Origin of the sequence: Paratractidigestivibacter faecalis (assembly GCF_003416765.1) — a bacterium.
In the GTDB taxonomy this organism is placed as follows: Bacteria; Actinomycetota; Coriobacteriia; order Coriobacteriales; family Atopobiaceae; genus Paratractidigestivibacter; species Paratractidigestivibacter faecalis.
Window position 1 is genome coordinate 1028706 of the sequence record NZ_QSNG01000001.1, and the last position, 24724, is coordinate 1053429.

19 protein-coding genes and 1 tRNA gene are annotated in these 24724 nt (G+C 69.0%); 5 read left to right on the forward strand and 15 right to left on the reverse strand.

Going from position 1 to position 24724, the window contains the following annotated elements:
* Positions 1 to 32: 32 nt before the first annotated feature.
* From rpmI to DXV50_RS04585, 3 genes are all read right to left on the reverse strand, one after another.
* Positions 33 to 227 carry a 50S ribosomal protein L35 gene (gene rpmI, locus DXV50_RS04575; RefSeq protein WP_117205002.1) on the reverse strand — a complete coding sequence of 65 codons (195 nt, stop codon included), beginning with the start codon at positions 225 to 227 and terminating at the stop codon, positions 33 to 35.
* A 1-nt stretch (position 228) separates the two neighbouring features.
* A complete protein-coding gene (gene infC / locus DXV50_RS04580; protein ID WP_117205003.1) occupies positions 229 to 801 on the reverse strand; it encodes a translation initiation factor IF-3 in 573 nt (190 codons plus the stop codon).
* 284 nt (positions 802 to 1085) lie between these two features.
* Entirely contained in the window at positions 1086 to 1601 is a 516-nt protein-coding gene (locus tag DXV50_RS04585; RefSeq protein ID WP_117205004.1) for a ferritin, read from the reverse strand.
* Between the two features lie 102 nt (positions 1602 to 1703).
* On the opposite strand from DXV50_RS04585, the gene DXV50_RS04590 reads away from it, so the two are divergent.
* Positions 1704 to 1787: transfer RNA gene (locus tag DXV50_RS04590), tRNA-Leu, on the forward strand.
* 199 nt (positions 1788 to 1986) lie between these two features.
* Here the strand turns inward: DXV50_RS04590 and DXV50_RS04595 are convergent.
* The 7 genes from DXV50_RS04595 to DXV50_RS04625 all read right to left on the reverse strand — a co-directional run bounded on the left by DXV50_RS04595 (position 1987) and on the right by DXV50_RS04625 (position 12753).
* Positions 1987 to 2625: an MBL fold metallo-hydrolase gene (locus tag DXV50_RS04595; RefSeq protein WP_117205005.1), complete on the reverse strand. Its 639-nt coding sequence runs from the start codon at positions 2623 to 2625 to the stop codon at positions 1987 to 1989.
* 48 nt (positions 2626 to 2673) lie between these two features.
* The gene (locus DXV50_RS04600) at positions 2674 to 5097 is read right to left on the reverse strand and encodes a RelA/SpoT family protein (RefSeq protein ID WP_117205006.1); all 2424 of its coding nucleotides are present in this window, start codon (positions 5095 to 5097) and stop codon (positions 2674 to 2676) included.
* Between the two features lie 17 nt (positions 5098 to 5114).
* A complete protein-coding gene (recJ, locus tag DXV50_RS04605) occupies positions 5115 to 8447 on the reverse strand; it encodes a single-stranded-DNA-specific exonuclease RecJ (RefSeq protein WP_117205007.1) in 3333 nt (1110 codons plus the stop codon).
* A 1-nt stretch (position 8448) separates the two neighbouring features.
* Complete coding sequence (gene secF, locus DXV50_RS04610; protein WP_117205008.1) at positions 8449 to 9411, reverse strand: protein translocase subunit SecF; 963 nt, start codon at positions 9409 to 9411, stop codon at positions 8449 to 8451.
* Complete coding sequence (secD, locus tag DXV50_RS04615; RefSeq protein ID WP_117205009.1) at positions 9404 to 10915, reverse strand: protein translocase subunit SecD; 1512 nt, start codon at positions 10913 to 10915, stop codon at positions 9404 to 9406. The genes secF and secD overlap by 8 nt, the downstream gene beginning before the upstream one ends.
* Positions 10916 to 11180: 265 nt before the next feature.
* Positions 11181 to 12377, reverse strand: coding sequence for a tRNA guanosine(34) transglycosylase Tgt (gene tgt / locus DXV50_RS04620; RefSeq protein ID WP_117205010.1), 1197 nt, complete (start codon positions 12375 to 12377; stop codon positions 11181 to 11183).
* A 103-nt stretch (positions 12378 to 12480) separates the two neighbouring features.
* The gene (locus tag DXV50_RS04625; protein ID WP_117205011.1) at positions 12481 to 12753 is read right to left on the reverse strand and encodes an HPr family phosphocarrier protein; all 273 of its coding nucleotides are present in this window, start codon (positions 12751 to 12753) and stop codon (positions 12481 to 12483) included.
* Between the two features lie 231 nt (positions 12754 to 12984).
* Here DXV50_RS04625 and DXV50_RS09565 point away from each other — a divergent pair, with 231 nt between their 5' ends.
* Entirely contained in the window at positions 12985 to 14295 is a 1311-nt protein-coding gene (locus DXV50_RS09565; protein WP_157966965.1) for a coiled-coil domain-containing protein, read from the forward strand.
* A 128-nt stretch (positions 14296 to 14423) separates the two neighbouring features.
* On the opposite strand, the gene queA is transcribed toward DXV50_RS09565, so the two are convergent.
* Positions 14424 to 15608: a tRNA preQ1(34) S-adenosylmethionine ribosyltransferase-isomerase QueA gene (gene queA, locus DXV50_RS04635; protein ID WP_117205012.1), complete on the reverse strand. Its 1185-nt coding sequence runs from the start codon at positions 15606 to 15608 to the stop codon at positions 14424 to 14426.
* 191 nt (positions 15609 to 15799) lie between these two features.
* On the opposite strand from queA, the gene DXV50_RS04640 reads away from it, so the two are divergent.
* A complete protein-coding gene (locus tag DXV50_RS04640) occupies positions 15800 to 17167 on the forward strand; it encodes an IS3 family transposase (protein ID WP_117204237.1) in 1368 nt (455 codons plus the stop codon).
* Between the two features lie 410 nt (positions 17168 to 17577).
* On the opposite strand, the gene DXV50_RS04645 is transcribed toward DXV50_RS04640, so the two are convergent.
* The gene (locus DXV50_RS04645) at positions 17578 to 18198 is read right to left on the reverse strand and encodes an epoxyqueuosine reductase QueH (RefSeq protein WP_117205013.1); all 621 of its coding nucleotides are present in this window, start codon (positions 18196 to 18198) and stop codon (positions 17578 to 17580) included.
* Positions 18195 to 18740 carry a DUF3267 domain-containing protein gene (locus DXV50_RS04650; RefSeq protein ID WP_117205014.1) on the reverse strand — a complete coding sequence of 182 codons (546 nt, stop codon included), beginning with the start codon at positions 18738 to 18740 and terminating at the stop codon, positions 18195 to 18197. The genes DXV50_RS04645 and DXV50_RS04650 overlap by 4 nt, the downstream gene beginning before the upstream one ends.
* A gap of 60 nt (positions 18741 to 18800) precedes the next feature.
* Here DXV50_RS04650 and DXV50_RS04655 point away from each other — a divergent pair, with 60 nt between their 5' ends.
* Both DXV50_RS04655 and DXV50_RS04660 read left to right on the forward strand, forming a co-directional pair.
* On the forward strand, positions 18801 to 20831 hold the full coding sequence (locus DXV50_RS04655) for a class I tRNA ligase family protein (RefSeq protein WP_117205015.1): 2031 nt from the start codon (positions 18801 to 18803) through the stop codon (positions 20829 to 20831).
* A 303-nt stretch (positions 20832 to 21134) separates the two neighbouring features.
* The gene (locus DXV50_RS04660; protein WP_117205016.1) at positions 21135 to 22619 is read left to right on the forward strand and encodes an alpha/beta fold hydrolase; all 1485 of its coding nucleotides are present in this window, start codon (positions 21135 to 21137) and stop codon (positions 22617 to 22619) included.
* A 13-nt stretch (positions 22620 to 22632) separates the two neighbouring features.
* Here DXV50_RS04660 and DXV50_RS04665 read toward each other — a convergent pair whose 3' ends face one another.
* Together DXV50_RS04665 and DXV50_RS04670 are read right to left on the reverse strand one after the other, a co-directional pair.
* Positions 22633 to 24015, reverse strand: coding sequence for a sensor histidine kinase (locus DXV50_RS04665; protein WP_147556685.1), 1383 nt, complete (start codon positions 24013 to 24015; stop codon positions 22633 to 22635).
* A 9-nt stretch (positions 24016 to 24024) separates the two neighbouring features.
* Positions 24025 to 24717 carry a response regulator transcription factor gene (locus DXV50_RS04670; protein ID WP_232817457.1) on the reverse strand — a complete coding sequence of 231 codons (693 nt, stop codon included), beginning with the start codon at positions 24715 to 24717 and terminating at the stop codon, positions 24025 to 24027.
* Positions 24718 to 24724 lie beyond the last annotated feature (7 nt).

Here is a 24724-nt window from a genome sequence, read left to right on the forward strand (position 1 = left end):
GTTGGAAAAATCTAGGGACGCAAAAGCGCCAGTTACTTGCCCATGCGCTGGGAGACGGTGTGCACGTCGCTGGGGGCGAGCACGGTCTCCTGACGGAAGCCGCGGATGCGCTTCTGGGACTTCTTGGTCAGGATGTGGCTCTTGAAAGCCTTGGCACGCATGATCTTGCCGGTGCCGGTGCGACGGAAACGCTTGGCGGTTCCCTTGTGCGTCTTCATCTTGGGCATGCTAGTTCTCCTTCTCGTTAGAAACTTCCTCGTCCGCAATCGCAACGTCGTCAAACGCGCCCTTGATCGGGACGATGAGCATGTGCATGTTGCGGCCTTCCATCTGCGGCTTGGACTCCACGGTGGCGTAGGGCTTCAGGTCCTCAGCCAGACGGTCAAGCACGATGCGGCCCTGCTCCGGGTGGGCCATCTCACGACCGCGGAACATGATCGTGATCTTCACGCGCGCGCCCTTCTTGAGGAAGCGCATGACGTGGCCCTTCTTGGTCTCGTAGTCGCCGACGTCGATCTTGGGACGGAACTTCATCTCCTTGATCTCGACCTTGACCTGGTTCTTGCGAGCCGCCTTGGCCTTGCGATCCTGCTCGTACTTGAACTTCTTGTAGTCCAGGACCTTGCACACCGGAGGCTCCGCGTTGGGAGCAATCTCCACGAGGTCCAGACCCTGGTCGTTAGCGATGCGCAGGGCGTCGCGCACGCCGAACAGGCCCAGCTGGGAGCCGTCGACGCCGATCAGGCGACAAGTGCGAGAAGTGATCTCCCCGTTGATGCGGGGACCATCGTTTCTGGCTATCTCCTACACCTTCCTCTCACCGCGGCGCGTGGCCGCATATGAAAAACTCCCGACGCACGACAGCATCCGGGAGACTTCTGCCCGCCAGCTAGCGGGCATGTTCATCGTCTGACCAGACAGCTGCCATGAGGCGCCGAAAGGTGGGGACCAGTTGGTCCCGCTTTGCTAACACGCAGTTGCTTAGAATAGACGGAGCCGCGCCCGCGCGCAAGCCACAACCTGCGCCGGGCGCGGCCGTCTTCACGCCTTGCACACAGCCGGACGCGACTCCGGCCGCACGGCCGCTACATGGGCATCATCGGCGCCACGAAGACGCGTGCCTGGTACTCGCGGTCCAGGTCGTAGAGGCCCTTGGGGTCGGAGCCAAAGAGCTGCATGTTCTTGACCATGTCGGAGGCGTTTGTCTCCTCCTCGCCCTGCTCCTTCACAAACCAGTCGAGCAGCTGCATGGTCCTGAAGTCGCGCACGTCGGCCGCGGCGGCGTAGCAGCGGTTGATGCACTCCGTGATGTACCTCTCGTGCTCCTGGCCGGCAAGCAGCGGCGCGAGGTCGTCGGTGAAGACCTTGTCGGGCTCGGCGATGGCGAGCATCTTGACCTGCACGTCGTTGTCGAGCAGGTAGCGACGCAGAATCTTTGCGTGGCTGACCTCCTCCTGGACCTGGACCATGTACCAGTTGGCAAAGCCCTTGAGGCCGCGGTCCTCGTAGTAGTCCGCAAAGGTGAGGTAGAGGTAGGCCGAGTAGAGCTCCTCGTTGATCTGCTTGTTCATGAGCTCGGCAACGCTTTTGTCCAGTGCCATGGTGGTTCCCTTCCTAAGACGCTTTTGGCTACGTGGTGTGTATACCCCTCCCCGCGCGCTTCCGTGCCGGGGAGCGCAATCTGCTACACTGGTCAATCGTTGGCCCGAGTGGCGGAATGGCAGACGCGGCGGTCTCAAAAACCGCTGAGGCAACTCGTGTGGGTTCGAGTCCCACCTCGGGCACCACGAAACGTTCAAGGCGGCGAGAAGGCATGCTCTTCTCGTCGCCTTTTTGGTTATGCATTGCCGCCGACGAAGGCAAAACCTCACAGGTAGTCTTTCTTCAGGGGCTATTGCCCAACGTTTGCGCAGATGACGAGAAGGACGCGGACCTTGGAGAAACACTGTCTGTAAGGTTTTCCAGGGTACGCGGCGGGCACCGGCCTTACCGCAGGAACGGGTTTCTCGCCAGCTCGGCCGCCATAGTGGTGGAGGGACCGTGGCCGCAAAGGAGCGTGGTCGCTGGGGCAATCTCCTTTGCCATGCGGCGCAGGGAGGCCATGATGGCGGCCTCGTCGCCGCCGTCCAGGTCGGTGCGGCCGTGGCTTCCCGGGAAGAGCGTGTCTCCCACGAAGGCCACGCCCTCGGCGCTGCCGCCGCCCAGAAGGACGATGCCGCCCGGGGTGTGCCCAGGCGTCTCCACGACCGTGAAGGTGGCCGTGCCCACGGAGATGACGTCGCCCTCGGAGAGCTCGCGGTCGGGCGCCGGGGCGTCGTCGTCATAGGCAATGCCCAGCTCGGAGGGCTCGCCCGCGTGCATGGCGCGCTCCGCGTCGGCGGCGTTGATGCAGAAGGGCGCCTCGCACGCGGCCACGAGGGCCGCCGCGCCGCCCACGTGGTCGCCATGGCCGTGGGTCGCCACCACGCACTCCACGCGCACGTCGGCCAGGTGCTCGGCCACTGCGGCGCCGGCGGCCCCGGGGTCCACCACCATGCAAGCGCCGTCGCTCACGTACGCGTAGCAGTTGGTCTGGATGGGCCCCACCACGAAGTTGCGGATCTCGTCGGTCTTGGCGTCTGGCATGAGTGTCCCCTTTACCTGGTAACAAACAACGTCCCCAGTGTCTGGTGGCTAGCGGAGGCGCTGCTGGCTGGCGCCCTCGCCGGGCATGAGGCGGCGGGCGTCGTAGACGGACGGGACACGGCTCACGGTGGCCAAGAGCGCGTCGAGCAGGCTGGCGTCAGAGATGGACACCAGGAAGCGCAGGCGCGCGATGCCCTGGCTGGAGGTCTGCGTGGCGGCCGAGAGGATGTTTCCGCCGGCGTCGCCGATGGCGATGGTCACGTCCTTGAGCAGGCCCATGCGGTCGGTCGCCTCGACGACTATCTCCACGCGGAACTCGGTGGCGCCCGAGGCATCCCACTCCACGTCGATCATGCGCTCCGGGTGCCTTGCGAGGTCGGCCACGTTGGGGCAGCTCGCGCGGTGGACCGAGACGCCGCGGCCGCGGGTGATGAAGCCCACGATGTCGTCGCCGGCCACCGGGTTGCAGCAGTGGGCCAGGTGGACGAGAAGGTCCGCGTCGCCCCTGACCACCACGCCGCAGTTGCTGCGGCGGTACTTCTTGCCGCCCTGGGCCACCTGCGTGATGGCGTAGGCCTGCATGATGGGCTTGCCCTGCGCCATGGCGGCGGCGTGGGCGGCCTTGGCCTCGGCCTCCTTGGCCGCGGCGGCGAGCTGCTCGGGAGAGCCCTCCTCCAGAATCTCCTCTATGCGGTTTGCGGCCATGATGACCGTTATCTTGCCGTTGTGGATGGAGGCAAAGAGGTCGTCGGGGGTGCGCAGCTCCATGTTCTCGCACACGCGCTGAATGGCCTTGACCGTGCGCTTGGTGGAGATGCCGTAGCCGCGGCGGCGCAGCTCGTGGGCAAGCTCAACGCGGCCCTGCTCGGCGTCGTCGGTCTTGGTCTCCACCGAGAAGTACTTGCGGATCTTGGAGCGCGCGCCGGGTGTGACCACGATGTTCAGCCAGTCGTGGCTCGGGCGGGCATTCTTGTTTGTGAGGATCTCTATGCGGTCGCCCATGTTGAGCTTGTAGGTGAGGGGCACCACCGAGCCGTTGACCTTGGCGCCCACGCAGTGGTTTCCCACCTCGGTATGGACGGCGTAGGCAAAGTCAAGGGGCGTGGACTCGCGCCTCAGGCTCATGACCTCGCCCTTGGGCGTGAAGACGAAGATCTCTCGCTCGAAGAGGTCCACGCGCAGGGAGTCGAGGAACTCGTGCGGGTCGTCCATGTCGTCCTCGGCGGCCCAGTCCAGGCTCTTGCGGATCCAGTTGATGGTGGAGTCGATGGCGCGGTCCTCGGCGCTCATCTTGCCGCGGGAGTTGCCCGCCTTCTTGTAGAGCCAGTGGGCGGCGATGCCGTACTCGGAGGCCTCGTGCATCTCCACGGTGCGGATCTGGATCTCGATGGGGCGGCCGTCGGGACCCACCACGGTGGTGTGCAGCGACTGGTAGAGGTTGGCCTTGGGCGTGGCGATGTAGTCCTTGAAGCGGCCGGGCATGGGGTGCCACAGGCTGTGGACGGCGCCCAGGGCGCTGTAGCAGTCCCCCACCGTCTGCGTGATGACGCGCAGGGCGATGAGGTCGTAGATCTCGGAGAACTCGCGGCCCTTGCGGGTCATCTTGAGGTAGATGGACCACAGGTGCTTGGGGCGGCCGGTGATCTGGTAGTCCTTGAGGCCCACAGCGCGCAGCTCGTCGTCGAGGGTCTTCATGGCGCTCTGGGCGTCGTCCTCGCGCTGGGCGCGGGAGTCCTGCACCATGCGCGCCACGCGCTGGTACTCCTCGGGCTCGAGCCAGAAGAAGGCCAGGTCCTCGAGCTCCCACTTGACCGAGGAGATGCCCAGGCGGTCTGCCAGGGGCGCGTAGACGTCCATGGTCTCGCGCGCCTTGAAGAGGCGGCGGTCAGGCGGCAGGGCGGCCAGGGTCCTCATGTTGTGCAGGCGGTCGGCGAGCTTGATGATGACCACGCGGATGTCGCGGCTCATGGCCAAAAACATCTTGCGCAGGTTCCAGGCCTGCTTCTCGTCCATGGAGGTGACCTTGATGGAGGTCAGCTTGGTCACGCCGTCCACCAGCTCCGCGACCGTCTGCCCAAAGAGGTCGGTGAGCTGCTCGAGCGTGGCGGGGGTGTCCTCCACCGTGTCATGCAGAAGGGCCGCGCAGATGGTGTCCTCGTCCATGTGGAGGTCCTTGGAGAGGATGAGGGCCACCTCGACGGGGTGGTTGATGTAGGGCTCTCCGGAGCGGCGGCGCTGGTCGCGGTGGAAGTCCGCGGCAAAGCGGTAGGCGCGCTCGGCCTTCTCCATGCCCTCCGCGTCTAGGTAGGAGGCGCAGGCCTCCTCGAGCAGGCGGAAGTTTGCGGCGTCGGGCACGGCCTTCTTGGCCGGCTTTGCCTGCGGCGCCGCAAGCTCGGGCGCAGACTCAGCCTGGGAGTCCTGCGCGACCGCCTCCTGACCTGCGGTTCTGGTGCTATCGACGTTTGCGTCCATGGTGCCACCTGGTCAATCTATTCAGTCACCGTGCTCCCGAAGCCGGGGGTGATGGGCCTGTCTATGTGGGCGAGAAGCTCCTCGCATGGGCAAGAGAATACCCAATCTGCAAACTCCCTGAACTCCTCGCGAAGGTTCTCGCCCTCAAGGTAGCGCGCCGAGCGGGCGAGCTCCATGCGCGCGGGCGAGGTCTCAACAACAATGCAACGTTTCTCTCCCCAGCCGGAGACCGTGAGGAAGCCGAGCTCGGCAAAGACGGAGAGGCCGCTTTGAACCTCCTGCTCGCTCACGTGCAGGGCGGGCGCCACCCGGGCCGTCATGGCGAGGAGCTCCTCGTCTGAGGAGGTGAGTCTGCCGGAGGCGTCGGCCAGCGTGCGGATGGACCGGTAGAGGGCCACGAGGTCGTCCCGGGCGGGCGCGGCCTGCGAGATGACCCGCTCGTTCACGCGCATGTCCCGCGCCGAGAAGAGCATGTGCACCCGGGCGGGAAGCCCGTCTCGTCCGGCGCGGCCGCTCATCTGGTTGAGCTCCACGGCGCCGTAGGGCAGGCCGTAGAGCACGACGTCGCGGACGTCGGGGAGGTTCACGCCCTCGCCGAAGGCGCTCGTGGAGACGATGCAGGAGAGGCCACCGTCGCGGAAGGCCCGTTCGACGCGCGCCCTGACCTCGCGCGGCAGGCCCGCGTTGTAGAAGGCGATGCGGTCGGCGAGCTCCGGCAGGCGGTGGCGCAGCGTGCGGACGAGCTGCACGGACTGGTCGCGCGAGCTCACGTAGACGATGGTCTTCTGCCCGGGCGCCACCACCGAGACCAGGGCGCCCTCGCGGTCGCGCAGGTCACGGCCGTCGCAGACGGAGAGGTTGGGGCGACGCGTGGCGTCCACGACGACGTCGGCCTCGTCGATGCCCAGAAGGCGGCAGGCCTCCCGCGCCACGTCGGGCCGCGCGGTGGCCGTGACGGCAAGGCAGGTGGGCCCGTCCAGCGCGGCGCGGACGGCGGGCAGGTCGGCGTAGGCCTCGCGGTGGCCGGACTTGGACATGCCGGCGTGGTGGGCCTCGTCTATGGCCAGAAAGCCCACGCGTCCGCAGGCGGCAAGCGCGCCCACGTGTAGGGAGAGGTACTCGGGCGTGGTGAGGAGCACGTCCACCCCGCCTGCGGCAAGGCCCGCGTAGGTGCGCTCGCGGGTGGCCTGGTCCGTCTCGCCGGTGAGGACGGCGGCGCTCACGCCCAGGCCAGCGAGCTGCGCGGCAAGGTGGTGGGCCTGGTCGGCCACGAGGGCGCGCAGCGGGTAGACGAAGACGCTCGCGCGGCCGCGCAGGATGGCCTCGCGCGCCGCGTGGACGTGGAAGACGAGGGACTTGCCGCGACCGGTAGCCATGACGGCCATGCAGGAGCGGCCCCGGCCAAGCAGCTCGAGGGCACGAGCCTGGGCGGGCAGCAGGGGCCTCTCCCCGATGAGGCGGCGCACGAGCTCGGAGGTGAGCTCCTCCGGCGCCAGGGCAGAGAGGGCAGCGCGGGCCTGGGTGGCCGAGGGGGCGCGCCCCTCCCCGTCGGCGGGCCCTCCCTCGGGGGCGTCCTGGGCAAGGCAGCCCTCCTCGCAGCGACCCAGCTCGGCGAGAAGGTCGGGCGAGCCGGGGATGCCCTGGTCTCGGTAGCAGATGTCGCGCACCATGAGCTTGGGCTTGGTGCGGCCCTGCCAGGTCTCGTTGACGGCCTCGAAGACGAGGTCCACGGCGCCGTCGCAGGCGGCGGCCCGCTCCACGTCGGGTGCGCGAAACATTATGGCCGGCACGCAGGTCACGCCGTCGGTGGCGAGGAAGCGCAGGTGCGCGCCGTCGGCCCCCACGCGCGAGCGGTTGCGCATGGTGACGCCCAGGCTCGCGAGCAGCGGCTTCTTGTTGCCCTGGCCAAAGGGCTGCAGCATCTCCAGGGCACCGATTGACTCCACAGTGAGCTCCGAGAGGCCGACGGTGGCCGTGACCTCGCCGGTGTCCTGGAACTGCTCGGCGGGAAGGTCCGTAAGGGCGACCTCGAGGCGCTCGCGGAACTCGTCCAGGCGCGAGGCCTCGCAGGTCACGCCCACCGCGCCCGCGTGCCCGCCAAAGCGCACGAGCACGTCGGAGCACTGCTCCACGGCGTGGAAGAGGTCGACCTCGCCGACCGAGCGGCCCGAGCCGCGGGCGATGCCGTCCTGGATGGTGAAGAGGATGGCGGGGACGTGGTAGCGGCTGACGATGCGGCTCGCCACGATGCCCTTCACGCCCTCGTGCCAGCCCTCGCCGCCGACGACGACGCAGCGGCCTCCCTGGTAGGTCTTCTCGACCTTGGCCATGGCGGCCTCGGTGAGCGCGGACTCTATGTTGCGGCGCTCGGTGTTGATCTCCTCGAGCTTGCCCGCAAGGATGGCCGCCTCCGCTGGGTCGTCGGTGAGCAGCAGGTCAAAGGCCACGTCCGTGGAGCCCATGCGGCCCGCGGCGTTCAGGCGCGGGATGATGGAGAAGGGCAGGCCGTCGGCCGTGACCTGGGAGATGTCCTGGCCCGCCGTCGCCGCGAGGGCCACCAGGCCGGGCCGGGTGACCCGGCGCATGCGCGCGAGGCCCTCTGCCACCAGGGCGCGGTTCTCGCCCTGGAGCAGCATCATGTCGGAGAGCGTGCCCAGCGTGGCCACGTCGATGTAGTCGAGCCAGAGGTCGGGCTGACCCAGGCGGCGCCCCAGCTCGCAGACGAGCTTCAGGGCCACGCCGGCGCCGGCGAGCTCGCGGGAGGGACAGTCGGCGGAGAGCTTGGGGTCGGTCACGGGAACGCCCTCGGGCACGAGGTCGGCCGGCTCGTGGTGGTCGGTCACCACGACGTCGACGCCCTCGGAGACGAGCCACGCCACCTCCTCGCGGGCGGCGATGCCGTTGTCCACGGTGATGACGAGGTCGGGCTCGCAGGTCTGCCTCACGCGGGCCAGGGCCTCGCGGGACAGGCCGTAGCCCTCGCCGAAGCGGTTGGGGATGAAGGGGTGGACCTCGGCGCCCAGGCGGCGCAGCGCCAGGGTGAGGAGGCAGGTCGAGCTCATGCCGTCCACGTCGAAGTCTCCGAAGACGGCTATGGCCTCGTGGTCCGCCAGGGCGCGCATGACGCGGTCGGCGGCGTCGGACATGCCGGGGATGAGCAGCGGGTCCGCCCAGTCACGCTTAAGGGAGGGGCTGAGGAAGAGGCGGGCCTCGTCGGGGTCGGTCACGCCGCGAGCCGCCAGGACGCGGGCCACGATGGCGGGCACGCCCAGCTCGCGGACGAGGACGTGCTCGGCCGCGCGGTCCTGCGCCAGCTGCCGCCAGCGGGGGCTCTGTGCCAGGCCAGGCATCCTACTCGCCGCTCTTCTCGCCGGACGCGGCCTTGGCGGCGGGCTCGCCGTAGCGGGCCTCGAGCTTGGCCCACTTGGGCTCGCGCGTCTTCCACATGGCGAGCAGCGGGGAAGCAACGGCAAAGCTGGAGTAGGTGCCCAGGAGCTCTCCCACGAGCATAGCGAAGGCAAAGTCGCGCAGCGTGGTTCCGCCGATGGCCAGAAGCGCCACGACGGGCACCACGGTCACGATGGTGGTGTTGATGGAGCGGACGAAGACCTCGTTGATGGAGAAGTTGCAGATCTGGTAGTAGGTGCGGTGGACACCATCCTTGAGCTGGCGCGCATTCTCGTCCATGCGGTTGAACTCCACCACGGTGTCATAGAGCGAGTAGCCCATGATGGTGAGAAGCGCGGCCACCACGTTGGGCGATATGGCGATCTGGAACCAGGCGTAGACGCCCAGGGTGATGACCAGGTCGTGCAGGAGCGCGCAGACGGCCGTGAGGGACATCTTGAACTCGTAGCGCACGGTCACGTACAGGATGATGGCCAGGATGGCCACGGCGAACGCCGCGGCCGAGGAGCGCGTGACGTCGGCGCCCCAGTCGGGCCCGATGGTGGTCACGGTGTAGGAGTCGACAGCCAGCCCAAGTGAGCTGGCGGCGTCTGCCGCGTGGGCGTTGGCGGTGGCGGGATCGGTGGTGTCGAAGCGGACGAGGAAGCCCGGCTCGCCCTCGGTGACGGCGGTCTGCACGGTGGCGGAGCCCTCGCCCACGGACTCGAGCGCGCCGCGCATCTGCTCGATGGTGACGTCTCCCGTGGAGCGGAAGTCCATCTCGGTGCCGCCACGGAACTCGATGCCAAAGACCAGGCCGCGGGTCAGAAGGCCCACGACGGCCAGGACGACGAGGACGCAGGAGAGGCCCAGGAACTGTCTGCGGTGCCCGATGAACGGAATCTCAAAGGAGAAGTGGCTAAGCATTGGCCTCGCCTCCCTTCTGGACGCGGGTGACCGAGGCGCGGGCGTCCGCCCTCCTCTGGGCCTCGGCGAGGTCCTGGGAGATGCCCCAGAAGCCGGGGGCCTTCTGGATGGCGCCGAGCGAGAGGAGCCTCAGGGCGGGGGCCTTGAAGAGGAACATGGTCACCACGTCGCAGACAACGCCGAGGGCCAGGGTGAGGCCGAAGCCGCGCACGTCTCCCGTGGCGACCACCAAGAGCGCGAGCGCCGTGATGAGGGTAACGACGTCGGCGTCAAGGGAGGTGCGGATGCCGTGGGAGGTGCCGGAGACCGAGGCGTTGCGCACGGTCCTGCCCATGCGGACCTCCTCGCGGAAGCGCTCGAGCACCAGGATGGAGGAGTCCGCGGCAGAGCCTGTGGTGAGAACGATGCCGGCAAGGCCCGGCAGGCTCAGGGCAAACAGGCCAAAGTGGGACAGCGTGGCAAGAAGCCCCAGGTACAGCATGGCAAAGACGGCAAGGGAGCCCAGCGTCAGCAGGCCCAGGCCGCGATAGAAGAAGAACAGGTAGCAGACGACGACGGCCACGCCGACCGCGAGGGCGAGCACGCCCTGGGCAAGGGAGTCCTGGCCGAGGGTGGGGCCGACGGCGCGGCTCTCGGAGTAGGTGAGTGTGACGGGAAGCGAGCCGGAGTCCAGCGCAGTCTTGAGCGCCTGGGCCGACTCGGCCGTGAAGCTGCCGGAGATGGAGACCTCGCCGCCGTCGATCTGGGACTGGACGGCAGGGGCGGAGTTGACCACGCCGTCGAGCACGATGGCAATCTGGCCCTTGGTGGGCGCGAGCTCGCGGGTGACGTCGGAGAAGGTCTGGGCGCCCGCGGAGTCTAAGGTGACGTTGACCACGTAGGTGCCCACCGAGGTCTGGGACTGCGCCACCTGGGTGCGCGTGATGGAGGAGCCGTCCAGAAAGGCCGTGTAGGTGCCCTCCTCGAGCTTGACGTTCTGGGTTCCGGCCTGGATCTTTGCCAGGGCCTCGGCGTCGCCGATGTCGTCCAGGCGGACGAACTCGAGGTGGCCCGTCTGGCCGATGGCCTCCACGGTGGAGGTGGCGTCGGTGGCGCCCGGGATCTGCACGAGGATGGAGCTCGCGCCCTGCTGCTGGACCGTGGCCTCGGAGGCGCCCAGGGCGTTCACGCGGCTCTGGACGATGGACGTGGCGGTCTGCATGTCCTCGCTCGTGGGCTGGGTGCCGTCGGACTTGGAGGCGGAGAGGATGACGGAGACGCCACCCTGGATGTCCAGGCCCTGGGTGATCTTCTCGCCCACCGGGGCGAAGGCGACGGCGCACGCCGCGCAGAGCGCGAGCATCACGACGAGCGCGCCCACGTGCCCGCGGGCGGCAGACGAGAGGCCACCCTTCCCACGCCCGCGCTTCTTGGGCTTAGAGCCCCTTGCCTTGGTGTCCTTGGCGGCGTCACGCCACCGGTCCACGCCCGTCTTGGGCGCGTCGGACCTTGAGTCTTGACCCATGGTAGGTTCCTTCGGTTGTCCGAGCGGCAACGCCGCCGGCGGGGCGCCAGGCGCCCTCGATGGTTGAACCCACCTAGTATACGTTGTTTTGCCAGCCCGCGGCGCAGAGCGCGCAAGCCTGAAGGCCGCGGGCGCTTCTCGCGCTTCTCGCCAGCCCCGTCCCCGCCGCCGCCCCCCCGCCGTTTGCATGTGAAAGTGGTCGGCAAGAGGCTCGCCAGCGACCAGATTCGCATGCAAACGGCGGGACGACTGGCAACGAGAGACGCTACCAGTCCTGGGCGGCCGGGGAGGCCATCCAGTCGGAGACGAAGTCCGCGTAGGTGCCGGCGATGATGGCCTCGCGGGCCCGGCGCATGAGGTCGAGCAGGTACCACACGTTGTGCTGGGAGATGAGCATGGAGCCGGCCATCTCCTTCTGGCGCACGAGGTGGTGCAGGTAGGCGCGGGTGTAGCCGCCCGTGCACGTGGGGCAGCCGCAGGCCGTGTCGAGTGGTGCGTGGTCGTGCGTGAAGCGGGCGTGGCGCAGGTTGAGGCGACCCTCGCTGGAGAAGGCGCTGCCGGTGCGCGCCGTGCGGGTGGGCAGCACGCAGTCGAACATGTCCACGCCGCAGGCGACGCCACGCACGAGGGTCGTGGGGTTGCCCACGCCCATGAGGTAGCGGGGCTTGCCCTTGGGCATGTACTCGGCGCAGAGGGGCTCCAGGGACTCGAACATGGTGTCGTGGTCCTCGCCCACCGAGTAGCCGCCGATGCCGTAGCCCGGGAAGTCCCCGGCGTCCTCCAGGTGGCGCAGGCTCCTCACGCGCAGGTCAAGGTGCATGCCGCCCTGGACGATGCCGAAGAGCGCCTGGTCGGGCCTGGTGTGGGCGGCAAAGCAGCGGTCGGCCCACATGCTGGAGAGCTCCACCGAGCGCTCGACCTTGGAGCGCGGCGCCGGGTAGCCCACGCACTGGTCGAGCTGCATCACGATGTCGGCGCCCAGCTTCTGGGCGATCTCCATGTTCTTCTCGGGGGACCACTCCACCCAGGAGCCGTCGTAGTCAACGGCGCGGAAGCGCACGCCGGCGCGGGAGAGCTTGAAGAACTCCTCGTGGCTGAAGACCTGGAAGCCGCCGGAGTCCGTGAGGATGGGGCCGTGCCACTGCATGAACTCGTGGACGCCGCCCATCTCCTCCACCAGGTCTGCGCCGGGGCGCTGCGAGAGGTGGTACGTGTTGTTGAGCAGGATCTTGGTGCCCAGGCGCTCCAGGGTGTCGGGCAGGATGCCCTTGACCGTGGCCTTGGTGCCGACCGGCATGAAGATGGGCGTCGGCACGTCGCCGTGGGGCGTGTGGAGCACACCGGCGCGGGCGTGGGTCCCTGGGTCCTCGGCCACCACGTCGTAGGTGAACCACCTGTCGGGCGAGACGGGCGTTCCGGCCCCGACCTTGTGCGCGCTCTTCTCGACGCAGCTCTCACACATGCGCTCAGACTCCTTGCTCCCCGTGGGCAAAAGACAGCAGAAAAAAGCCCGGCCGGGCGCTGGGTGCGCCGGGCCGGGCAGGCAAAGACGCTTGGAAGCGAGCCTACTCGCCGAAGCCGCTCTCGATGAGGGCGACGAGGGCGTCCAGGGCCTCCTGCTCGTCGGCGCCGTCGCAGGCGACCTCGACCTTGGTGCCGGTGCCCAGGCCAGCGGCCAGGATCATCATGATGGACTTGGCGTTGACGGGAGCGGAGTCCTTGTCAACGTTCTTGATGGTGACGTTGCTCTGGTACTTCTTGGCCTCGGTCACGAAGACGGACGCGGGACGGGCGTGAAGACCAGTGGCGTTGATGATGCTCGTCTGCTTAGAAACCATGCTAAAAACTCCCTTTCCAGAGTTCCCAGTAAACCGGGGAGTGCTCCCCCGAACACGGGAACATCCTACCAAACTGCCGACACATTATAGCAAGGTTTCGGTTTATGGACGCAAAGTCCGCTGTTTGCGGTCTTTGCGATCTTGGCGTCGTCCGCCTGAGTCACAATGTTGGGCGAGAAGAGACGCGCGGCCGCACGATGCCAGTCGGCCGCGCCTTTGAGAGGAGAGCGCATGGCCGACGAGAGGGACGCCGCGGAGGAGCCGCTCGACGAGGGCACCGAGGTCGAGGCCGCCCGCGAGGAGCCGCAGGACCCGGGCGAGGACGAGGCCGCGGCCCAGGACTCTCCCTCCGAGGGGGACACCCGCCCCGAGGGCCTCGAGCGCAGGGCGATAACCGCCGCTCGCGGCGCCGCGAGTGCCACGGCGACCACGCTCAAGGGCGGCCTTGCCGCCATGAGGGACGTGCGGGAGGCGTCGCGCCAGCACGCCGGCGCCCAGAAGAGGGTCCGCTCCCTCACCGAGGCCCTGGACGAGGACCGCCGCACGCTCGCGCACCGCCAGGACGTCGAGGGGCGCTACGAGCAGATCGTCTCCCAGCAGACGGAGGCCTCGCGCCAGGCGAGCCAGGACATGGCCGACTCGCAGGCCACCGTCGAGCGCCTCGACGGCGAGCAGTCAGCGCTCGAGGACCGCCTGGCCAAGATGAGGGCAGCCCACGAGCAGGAGCTGCGCCCCTACCGCCGCGTCATGGAGACCTCGCGCGGCAGGGCGTCTGACGCAAGCCAGACCGTCGCCGAGGCCAGGCGCGCCGTGAAGGGCGCCGAGGCCCAGGTCAAGGACGCCACCGACGCCCGCAGTCAGGGCATAGCCCAGGCCAACCGCGCGCTCGACAACTCGCAGGAGCGCCTGCGCCGCGTGCAGGACGACCTCAGGCGCGCGCAGGGAGACCCCAACGCCAAGGCCGACGCCGTAGCGCAGCTCCAGCGCGAGAACGTGGCCGAGCTGGCACACGTCGAGGCCGCCCGCGTCGAGGTTGCAAACGCCACCCGCCAGACGCAGGAGGCCGTGGAGAAGGCACAGATGCACCTGTGGACGCAGAGGCAGTCGCTTGAGACCGCCCAGGCGGACGCCGAGGCCGCAAAGCGCGACTACGAGGGGCACAAGGCCGAGTACGACCGCCGCGCCGCCGAGGCCGCCTCGCAGGAGAAGGAGCTCGCGGACGCCATAGCCGAGCGCAAGGCCGGCATCGAGTCCGCCAAGGCCGCCCACGACGAGGCCGCCGACGCCTACGACGAGGCCCAGGGGCTGCTGTCCGAGGCCGAGGCCATCCACGCCACGCCCGAGGAGACGCGCCGCCTGGCCGCCTCCATCGCCGAGCAGCAGGCCGCCCTCGCCTCCGCCCAGTCCGAGCTCGACAGCCTCGCCGACAGCGAGCGGACCCTCCGCCAGCACACCCGCACCCAGCGCTACATCCTCACGGCGGTCGCCATCCTCCTGGTGGCATTGATCGTCCTGCTAGCAGCAACCGTCCTGGGGCACTAAAGGCTTCAGGCATCAGGCAGACCGAGACGCAGCGGCCCCGCGCCCTTCTCCCCAAAAGCTTTTGAGCGCGCTCTCTGCGCGAGGTGCTTTTGGGGAGAAGGGCGCGGGGCCGCTGGCTGGCGCGAGGCCTACCTGATCAGCATCGCATCGCCAAAGGAGAGGAACCGGTACCTCTCGTCAATGGCGGCCTTGTAGGCGCCCATGATCTGCTCGCGCGTGGCAAGCGCCGAGACGAGCATCATGAGCGTGGAGCGCGGCACGTGGAAGTTGGTGATGAGAGCGTCCACCACGTGGAACGTGGAGCCCGGCATGAGGTAGAGGTTGGTCTTGGCGTCGCGGCGCTCCACGATGTCGCCCCGGCCGCAGACGGCCGCGGAGTCTGGGGCGTCCTCGAAGCGGCGCGCCGCGCAGGCGGGGGATGCCGCCGGGGCCTGCGGATCCCATGCGCTCTCGAGGGAGCGAACGGAGGTGGTGCCCACGGCGATGACCCTGTGGCCGGCCGCCTTGGTGGCGTGGACGGCGTCGACGACCTCCTGCGAGACGTGGTAGCGCTCGGTGTGCATGACGTGCTGGGTGGGGTCGTCCTCGGTGACCAGGCGGAAGGTGTCGATGCCCACCTCGAGCTCCACGGTGGCCCAGCCGCAGCCGTGGTCGCGGATCTTCTGGATGAGCTCCGGCGTGAAGTGGAGGCCCGCCGTGGGGGCCGCGGCGGAGTGCTCCTCGGTCATGGCGTAGACGGTCTGGTACTTCTCGGGGTCGCCCTCGTACTGGGTGATGTAGGGCGGCAGGGGGACGTGACCGGCCTCGTGGATGGCCTCGTCGAGGGTGCGCGGGGTGCCGTCGGGCCTGTTGCCCTGCGGCTCGAAGCGTACGAGGCGGCCGCCCTTGCTGCCCTCCACGAAGTCCACGATGGTGCCCGTCAGCACGACGGGGGCAGACTCCGGGGCGTGCAGACCGCCGGCGCGGTACTCGATGACCGTGCCGGGCTGGCGCAGGCGCTTGCCGGGGTTGACGAGGCACTCCCAGACGCGGCCCAAGGCGTCGACGTCCTCGCGGCGCTTGAGCAGGAGCGTCTCGCACACGCCGCCGGTGCCGCGCTTCTTACCCACCAGGCGCGCGGGCATGACGCGGGTCTTGTTGGCAACGAGCAGGTCGCCGGGCTCGAGGTAGTCGAGGATGTCGAAGAAGTGGCGGTGCTCGACGGAGCCGTCCTCGCGGTTCAGAACGAGCAGGCGGCAGGAGTCGCGGGGCTCGGCCGGGGCCTGGGCAATGAGCTCGTCGGGCAGCGGGTAGTCAAAGTCTTCGGTGCGCATGTGCGCGGTCCTTCCCTCATGGCGCCGCCGAGGGCGCGCGTTTTTCTCGCCTGACAGTGTAGCGCGGCCGCCATGGACGCGGCGAGAGGCACGCGCCCCGCAAATTGGGGACGTGTTCGTTTTTGCGCAAATTTGAACGGGGGTGCGGACGAAAAGTTGGACGCCGACAGGCGTCCGGATTGGAGCCCGCAATGTACTCGAGCGACGAGAGGGACGCCATCCTGGGGCTCTGGCGCGAGTCCGGCCGGCCGGCCCACAGGTTCGCCAGGGAGTCGGGGCTCGCCTCCGCCGAGTCGATCAGGCGCTGGGCGTCCGGCGACCTGGGCGTCGGCTGGCACGCCCCCTATACTCTTGCCCAGAGGGCCGACGCCGCGCGCAGGGCGCTCGCCGGGGAGGACCCCGCCGAGGTCGCCGCGTCGATCGGCTGCCACCCGGAGACCGTGCGCGGCTGGGCCCGCGCCGCGGGGAGGGAGGGCGAGGTGTCGCTCGCGAACGGACGGGGCGCCCCGCGCGTGCCGCCGCCGGCCGACCCCGGGGACCTGGAGGCCCTCAGGGCCGAGAACCGGGCCCTGAGGCTGGAGCTCGCCAGGGCCGAGGCGGTGTTGGACGTCCTAAAAGGAGGCGGCCCGGGGCGGGGCCCGGACTCGCTGACGGCGGCGGAGAGGGCGCTGGTCGCCGACGCCCTTAGGCCCGGGTTCGGCCTGGAGGACGCCCTGCGCGCGGCCGGCGTGGCGCGCAGCACCTACTACTACCACCGCGCCCGCAGGGGCGCCCCCGACCGCCTGGCCGCCCTGAGGGCGCGGGTGCGCGCCCTGTTCGAGGCCGGGGGCGGGGCCTGGGGCTACCGCACGATATGGGCGAGGCTGCGCCTGGACCCCGACGAGCCCCTGGCGGTCTCCGAGAAGGTCGTGAGGCGCGTCATGCGCGAGGAGGGGCTCGAGGTGCGCTACCTGAGGCGCCGCAGGCGCTGGAGCAGCTATGCCGGCGAGGTCTCCGAGGCCCCTCCCAACCTGCCGCTGCGCCCCGACGGCACCCACGACTTCTCCGCCTCGCGCCCCAACGAGCTGTGGGTCACCGACGTCACCATGTTCACGATAGGGTCGGGGCGCTGCTGGCTGTCGCCGGTGGTCGACTGCTTCGACGGGGCGGTCGTGGCGTGGACCCTGTCGGAGTCCCCCGACGCCCGCATGGCCGACTCGATGCTGGAGGCGGCGGCCTCGACGCTCGCGGCCGGCGAGCGGCCCGTGGTCCACACCGACCGCGGCTGCCACTACAGGTGGCCGGGCTGGGCGGCGATATGCGAGCGCCACGGCCTGGTGCGCAGCATGTCGAGGAAGGGCCGCAGCCCCGACAACGCCGCGGCCGAGGGCTTCTTCGGCCGGCTCAAGCAGGAGTTCTACCACGGCAGGGACTGGTCCGGGGTGGGCTTCGAGGAGTTCCGGCGGCGCCTGGCGGGCTACCTCGCCTACTACAACTCGGGCAGGATCAAGCGGAGCCTGGGGTGGAGGAGCCCGGAGCAGTACCGCAGGGACCTGGGGTACTCTCTCCGTAGTGTCTAAGAAATTGTCCGCACCCCCAACACGTCCCCAATTTGCGTGCGAGCCCGTAATGGGGCGCCCGGCCTGCGGTAGGAACGAGGTCGTAGGTGGTGAGAACGTTTCCACATTGTGTCCGGGATTAACTTGCAGGGCCTGCGGAGGCGTCGATGGGGCCTAAGGGCCCGCGGGCTGCGCAGAACTCCCCTTCGTGTGAGTCTGCGGGCAAAGGTTGCGCAGAAGTGGCCTTCGTGCGAGCCGGTTTTGAGGACGGCGACGGCAGGGCCAGCCGCTTTATGCAGACGGGCCTGCAGCCATCTGGGTTTTCGCGCTCAGAATATTCATTGCATTATTTAAGTCAGCCCGAACCGCGGAAAACAGGCTCGCACGAAGGTCACTTTTGCGCAGGGCCCGCCAGCATCCTCACACGAAGGTCACTTCCGCACCTGGGCCGCCTGGCGAGCGGCCTGCCGCTCCGCTGCCTTCTGACGCTTGCGCTCGTCGCGGGCCGCGTGGCGCTCCATGCAGGCCTCGGCGGCGGAGAAGCGGCATCCGCAGTAGTTCTGCCTGTACATTCCGAGCTCGCGGGACTCGCGGGTTGCCTCGGGGTAGAAGGGCCTGAAGTCCTGCCAGACGGGCACGAGGCCATGGGCGCGGGCGATTGACCCAAGCAGCTCTCCACAGTCGTCAAAGAGCTGGTAGGGAGAGACGGCAAGGGTGGTGGACACATGGGAGAAGCCACGCTCGGCCGCAACCCGGCAGGCCTCGCCAAGGCGCAGCGCGTAGCAGGCCCGGCAGCGGGCGTGGCGGTCCATCCCGTGGGGCGCGACGGAGCGCTCCCAGGCGGCGCGGTCGTCGCCGGCAACGATGACGTCCACGTGCGCGACGTCGGCGGCCCAGGACCTAAGCGTGTCAAGCCTGCGCAGGTGCTCCGAGACGGGCTGGATGTTGGGGTTGGTCCATATGATGGTGGGCTCGAAGCCCTGCTCCCGGAGAAGCCTCACCGGCTCCAGTGAGCAGGGACCACAGCAGGCGTGCAGGGCAAGCGGCGTCATTCGGCATCCTCCAGCATCTCTATGCCCCGGTCGGTGTCCCGCACGTGGGTGCATGCGGGCTCGCGGGCGATCTCGACCACCATCAGCACGTCTCCCGCGCACGACGCCAGGTGAAGTCCCCCGAGGACCATGCCCATCAGCGGCCGGCCGGCAAGACAGGCGAGAAGGGCGATCGCGGTCGTGACCAGCACGGCGGGGGCCAGTAGCACCGCGACCATGCGCCCGCGCGGCAGCACCGCTCCGTTGGCGCAGGCGTAGAGAAAGCCTCCCACGGCGCCAAAGGTCACGCGGCAGCCGGGAGAGAGCAGCTTGAAGGCGGCGGCGTGGACCAGCTCGTGAACGGGCAGCGTGGCCACATAGGACGCCACAAGCGCAAGCCACCACCAGAGGCCGCCGGGCTCCGCCCCGCCCGAGGCCAGGGCAAGGGCCAGCACCGCGACGGCGCAAGCAGCGAGCAGCGCCAGGCTCAGGCGGGCGACCTTCCGCTGCACGGAGGCGTCCCCCAGCACGTCTATGTCGGCGACGATTCTCATACCCAGCATGCTACCCCACTGTGTGATAATTGGCAGGTTTAGCGTCAACCAGCTGGCTTAGGAGATTTCATGCCTGACTCACGCCCGAGCTTCCCGGCGCGCGCCGTCATCACCGGCGGCATGCCGTACGGAAACAAGAACCTGCACTTCGGCCACATCGGCGGCGTCTTCGTGCCCGCCGACTTCTTTGCCCGTTTCCTGCGCGACCGCATCGGCCGCGAGAACGTCATCTTCGTTTCGGGCACGGACTGCTACGGCTCCCCTATCATGGAGGGCTACCGCAAGAAGGTCGAGGAGGAGGGCTACGAGGGCACTATCACCGACTACGTGCGGTCCAACCACGACGCGCAGAAGGCGGCGCTCGACTCTTACGAGATCAGCCTCGACCTCTTCGAGGGCTCCGGGCTGGAGCCTGCGCGCACCCACCACCACAGGCTCACCGCCGAGGTCCTCGAGCGCCTACACGAGCGCGGCTACCTCGTCAAGCGCTCCACGCGCCAGTTCTACGACGTGAAGGCCGGCACCTTCCTCAACGGGCGCCAGGTCAAGGGCCGCTGCCCCGTCCGCGGCTGCAAGTCCGAGAAGGCCTACGCCGACGAGTGCGACCTCGGCCACCAGTTTGACCCCGAGGAGCTCATCGCTCCCGTGTCTCAGCTCACCGGCACCACGCCCGAGCTGCGCCCCGTTGACAACTGGTACTTCGACCTGCCGACCTTCCGCCCCGAGCTCGAGGCCCTCATGGACGAGTGGGACGCAGACCCGCAGGTCCGCGCCATCGTGACCAAGACGGTGCGCGAGTCCCTGGTTGACCCGGTGATCTACATCCAGAACAAGTTCCGCGAGGGCTTCGACGCCTGCGAGGAGAAGCTCCCCGTCCACACCGTCACCGAGCCCGAGGGCAACCAGCAGTCCTTCTCGGTCACCTTCGCAGACTGGGAGGCCCGCGACGAGGCCCGCGAGGTGCTCGAGGGCGCCGGCGTGCGCTTCCGCACCGGCAAGTGCCTGCTGCCGTTCCGCATCACCGGCAACATCGACTGGGGCGTGCCCGCACCCGACATGGACGGCACCTCCGGCCTCACGGTCTGGTGCTGGCCCGAGAGCCTCTGGGCGCCCATCAGCTTCACCCAGACCGCCCTTGACCTGGACGCCCAGGCGAGCGGCACGCGCTTCTCCACTGACGACTGGCGCGACTGGTGGTGCAGCGAGGACGCCCGCGTCTACCAGTTCATCGGTCAGGACAACATCTACTTCTACTGCGTGGCGCAGCCGGCCCTGTGGGACGCGCTGGACTGGGGCCTCGTGCAGGACACGCCCATCGCCAACTACCACATCCTGTTCATGAACAAGAAGGCGTCCAGCTCCGGCGCCATCAAGCCGCCCATGGCCGCCGAGCTCCTGGACGCCTACACGCCCGAGCAGCTGCGCGCCCACTGGCTCTCCCTGGGCCTGGACCAGAAGGCAGTCTCGTTCAACCCCAAGCCGTTTGACACGTCCGTCTCGCACAAGGACAAGAAGACCGGCGAGGAGGTGCTGGTCAAGGACGACCCGCGCATCGTGGACCCGGCGCTCAAGGAGTCCGCGTTCCTGACCAACATCTTCAACCGCCTGGCGCGCAGCTGCTTCTACGGCGCGGCCAACGTCTGCGACGCGCACTTGCCGCAGGTGGCCCCGCACGCCGAGGTCGTAGAGGCGTGCCGCAGGGCCACGCTGGAGTTCGAGCGCCTGGCGCACGGCTTTGACGCCCACGGCGCCCTGGCCGTGGCCGAGGAGCTCTGCCGCCAGGAGAACAAGCGCTGGGACGACGCCTCCAAGGCCGCAAAGGGAGACGACGCCGCCTACGAGCAGGCCCTGGCCGACGCCTTCTGCGCCCTGCGCACCGTCACGCTGCTCATGCACCCCGCCGTGCCCTGCGGCTGCGAGAAGATCTGCGAGCACATGGGCTTTGGTGCCGAGGAGTTCTTCAGCTGGGAGCACGCCTTCGACGGCCCCGTCGAGCTGGCCGCGACGCTCGGCCAGACGCCGGTAGAGCACGCCATCGTGCCGCTGCCGCCGCGCTTTGACTTCTTCGAGAAGCACCCTTCGCAGGTCAAGAAGAAGTAGGGCCGCCTCCCCAGACGGGCAGAATCGCGATTTGGGTTCGAGGTGCCGGGGCGCTCGCAAGGGCGTCCCGGCATTTTTGCTGGCCAGAGCCTAGGGACGTACAAGGCAAGCCGAGAAGTGCGCGGGGCCCGAACCCAATTCGCATCCCCAATTGGGTTCGCAGGAGCGCGAACTTCTCGCCATGCCGGGACGAGGCGATTGTGTTACCTGCGGTTTCTCCGGCGGGCCCGGAGCGGTATCGTAAACCGCGAACCCAAAACGCAACGCGGGCCCCGAGGCCCGTCGCAAAGGACAGGAACCGCCATGACCGTCACCCCGCCGCCCGTCCACGTGCCGCGCCCCTACGAGCGCCCACACGCGAACCTCGCCTGCCGCGTCGACGTCCCCTGCGAGGACGGCGCCGTCCTGGCGGCCTTTGTCTACGCGCCGCACGGCGTGCGCGACCAGCCGGGCACGCCCTTTGGCATTGACCCGCACGTGCCGCCCGTGCTGATGCTGCACGGCAACGGCGAGGAGCACGGCATCTTCGGGCCGACCATCGACGCCGTCACCGCCACGGGGCGCTCCGTGGTGGCCATCGACTCCCGGGCCCAGGGCGAGTCCACCCGCGGCCACGCGCCCCTCTCCTACGAGCTCATGGCCGCCGACGCGCGGGAGGTCATGATGCGCCTCGGCGTCTGGCAGTGCCACGTGCTGGGATTCTCCGACGGTGCCATCCTGGGGCTTCTCCTTGCGCGCGACTGGGCCCCGCACGTGCTCACGCTCACGAGCGCCGGCGCAAACCTCACGCCGCAGGGGCTCTCGGAGGAGGACCAACGCTGGATGGAGGAGGCCGCCGCGGCAAACGCCGCATGGGCGGCCCACGGCCACGAGGGCGCCTTCGACGCGGACGGAAACGCCGTGCCCTCCCCCGCCGAGGCCGGACGCATCGCCGAGCTCCTGCAGCTCATGGTTGACCAGCCGCAGATCGAGGCGGCTTCGCTGGCGAGAATATCGTGTCCGGTCACCGTCATGGCCGGCGAGTTCGACTGCATCCTTCCCGAGGAGACCGAGCGCATCGCCGCCGCCATCCCAGGCGCCAGGACCTACGTGGTGCCTGGCTGCGGTCACACCCTGCCCAAGGAGGCGCCCGACGAGGTGAGCCGCCAGCTCCTGGCCACCATCGGGATGGGCGACATCCGGCACGCGGCCCGGTACGCGGAGCCGCCCGAGGACGTCGTCGTCTGCCCCGTGGGCAGCGAGTGTGCCGACGCCCTCGACCGCATGTACGTTCAAGTGACCGACCAGCCCGGAACGAGTGGCTGGTCAGAGGGCATATGGCCGCCCGCGGGCCTTGCGCGCGAGCTCCTGACCGCAGGAAAGGGCCTGGCCGCCTTTGACGTCTCAGACGTCGAGAAGGGCGTTTTTCGCCCTGACGCCCTGCCCCTGGGGGCGGTCTTCGTGGACCACGACGCCGACATGGGCGACGGCTGGCTGCCCGGGCATGGCCGCGGCACGGGCGGGGCGGACTGGGAGCCCCTGCCCGAGCGCGAGGTTGCCTGCTACCACCTGTTTGCCGTGGACCCCGCGGCACGCGGCCGGCACGTCACGAGCGCGCTCCTTGCGGCGGCCGCCGACCGCGCGCGCGAGCTGGGCGCCCGCGTCGTCCGCATCAACACGAGCCCGGCCAACGTGGAGGCAAACGGCCTCTACGCCCGCGAGGGCTTCACCCAGCACCGCCCCATCTGGATGCCCTACCCCGGCCTTGACCTCCCCGGCTGGACCAACCTCTGGGAGAAGGACCTGTAAACGGGACCCACTGTCAGGGGAAGGTAACGGTGACGGAGGTGCCTTCGCCGAGCTTGCTCGCAAGCGAGACGTCGGCGGCGTGGAAGGCGGCGGCGTGCTTGACGATGGCCAGGCCGAGGCCGGTGCCGCCCATGTCGCGGCTGCGGCCCTTGTCCACGCGGTAGAAGCGCTCGAAGACCTTCTTCTGCGCCTCCTCCGGGATGCCGATGCCCGTGTCGGACACGCGGATGGAGGGCCTGCCGTCGTACGGCAGCACCCACACGTAGACGTGGCCGCCCTCGCGGTTGTACCTGATGGCGTTCTCCACCAGGTTGCTCACCAGCTCATCGAGCAGCCGCGCGTTGCCCTGGATGACGTAGCTTACGCCCTCCACGTGAAGCGTCACGCCCATGCGGGCCGCCTTGGGGGCGAGCCTTCGCTCGACGTCATGCGCCACGACCAGGAGGTCGACCTGCTCGTCGGGGCCGAAGAGGGAGGCGCGGTCCCCAGCGCGCTCGGTCTCGTCAAGCTTGGAGAGCATGAGTATGTCGCTCACCAGGCTGGAGAGGCGCCGCGCGTCGTCGTAGATGCGTCCGGCAAAGCCCTGCACGTCCTCCGGGCGGCAGATGCCGTCGCGGATGAGCTCCGAGGCGCCCGAGATGCTGGCGATGGGCGTCTTGAGCTCGTGGGTGACGTTGGCCGTGAACTCCCGGCGCATGTCGTCGGCGTCCTGGATGGCGCTCATGCGCTCAAGGAGCTCTCTGCGTTGCTCGTTAAGTCGGCTCACCAGGGGCTCCAGCTCCTCGTAGGGGGCGCTGGCGTCCGCCCGGGTGGCGTCGATCTCAAGGATGGGCCGCACGAAGCGACCCACCAGCAGGCGAGAGACGCCCCAGCTCGCGGCCACCACGCACACCGCCACCACGGCGAGAAGCACCAGGTCGCGCGTGAGGAAGGAAGCCGCGCCGGCCCGGTCCACCGAGATGCGCAGCACGTCGCCCGAGCCGAGCCTGCGGGCCTCGTAGAGGCTAACATAGCCCACGGTCTCGCTCGAGCGCTCCGAGGAGCCCGTCCCCGTGGCGAGGGCGCTTGCCACCTCGGGACGGTCCGCGTGGTTGGGAAGGCCGGCCGCGTCCGCCCCGGAGTCAAAGAGCACGCGACCGTCGGGCGCCACGAGGGTGGCGCGCAGGCTCCCCATGGAGAGGCCCGCCAGGACCTCCTCGTCGTTGTCGGTGGAGTCGAGAAGCGAGGCCAGGGTCTGGCACTCCCCCGCCAGCTGCTCGTGCTCGTCGTCCAGGAAGGCCCGCTCGTACACATAGGCGGACGCCGCCGTCACCACGAGGGCGGCGACGGCGCAGACGGCCACGAAGGCGACGAACATGTTGTGCGAGAGCGAGACGCCCCTCTTGTGCGCGGCCACGAGACCGGCCTACCCGCGCACGCGGTAGCCGACGCCGCGGACCGTCTCGATAAGGTCCGAGCGCTCGCCCAGCTTGGCGCGAATCTGCTGGACGTGGACGTCGACGGTGCGCGAGCCCCCGTCGAAGTCCCAGCCCCAGACCCGCTGAAGCAGCGTCTCTCGCGAGAAGACCACGCCGGGAGACCTCATGAGGAACTCCAGCAGGTCGAACTCCCTCATGGTGAGCGAGAGCTCGCGGCCCTCGATGGTGGCCTCGCGGCGGTCGGGCCAGAGCATGAGCTCGCCCGCCACAAGCGACTGGCTCTCGGCGTGCGGCTGCTCGCGGCCCGCGCGGCGCAGCAGCGCCCTCGCGCGGCTCACCATCTCCATCATGCCGAAGGGCTTGGAGAGGTAGTCGTCGGCGCCGCCGTCCAGCGCGCGGACCTTGTCGAGCTCGGTGTCCTTTGCGGTGAGCATCATGACGGGCACGTTGGAGAGGCCCGGCATGCGCCTGATGCGGGCCAGGATCTCGAGCCCGTCGGCGTCCGGCAGCATGATGTCCAGAAGGACCGCGTCGGGCGTCCGCTCGGCGCAGGCGCGCCTGAACTCGGCGTCGTTGGCACAGCCGCGTGCCTCGATGCCGCCCTGGCCCAGGGCGTAGACCGTGAGCTCACGGATGTTCTTGTCGTCCTCAACGTAGTAGACCACGCCAGATGCTCCCATCACGCTT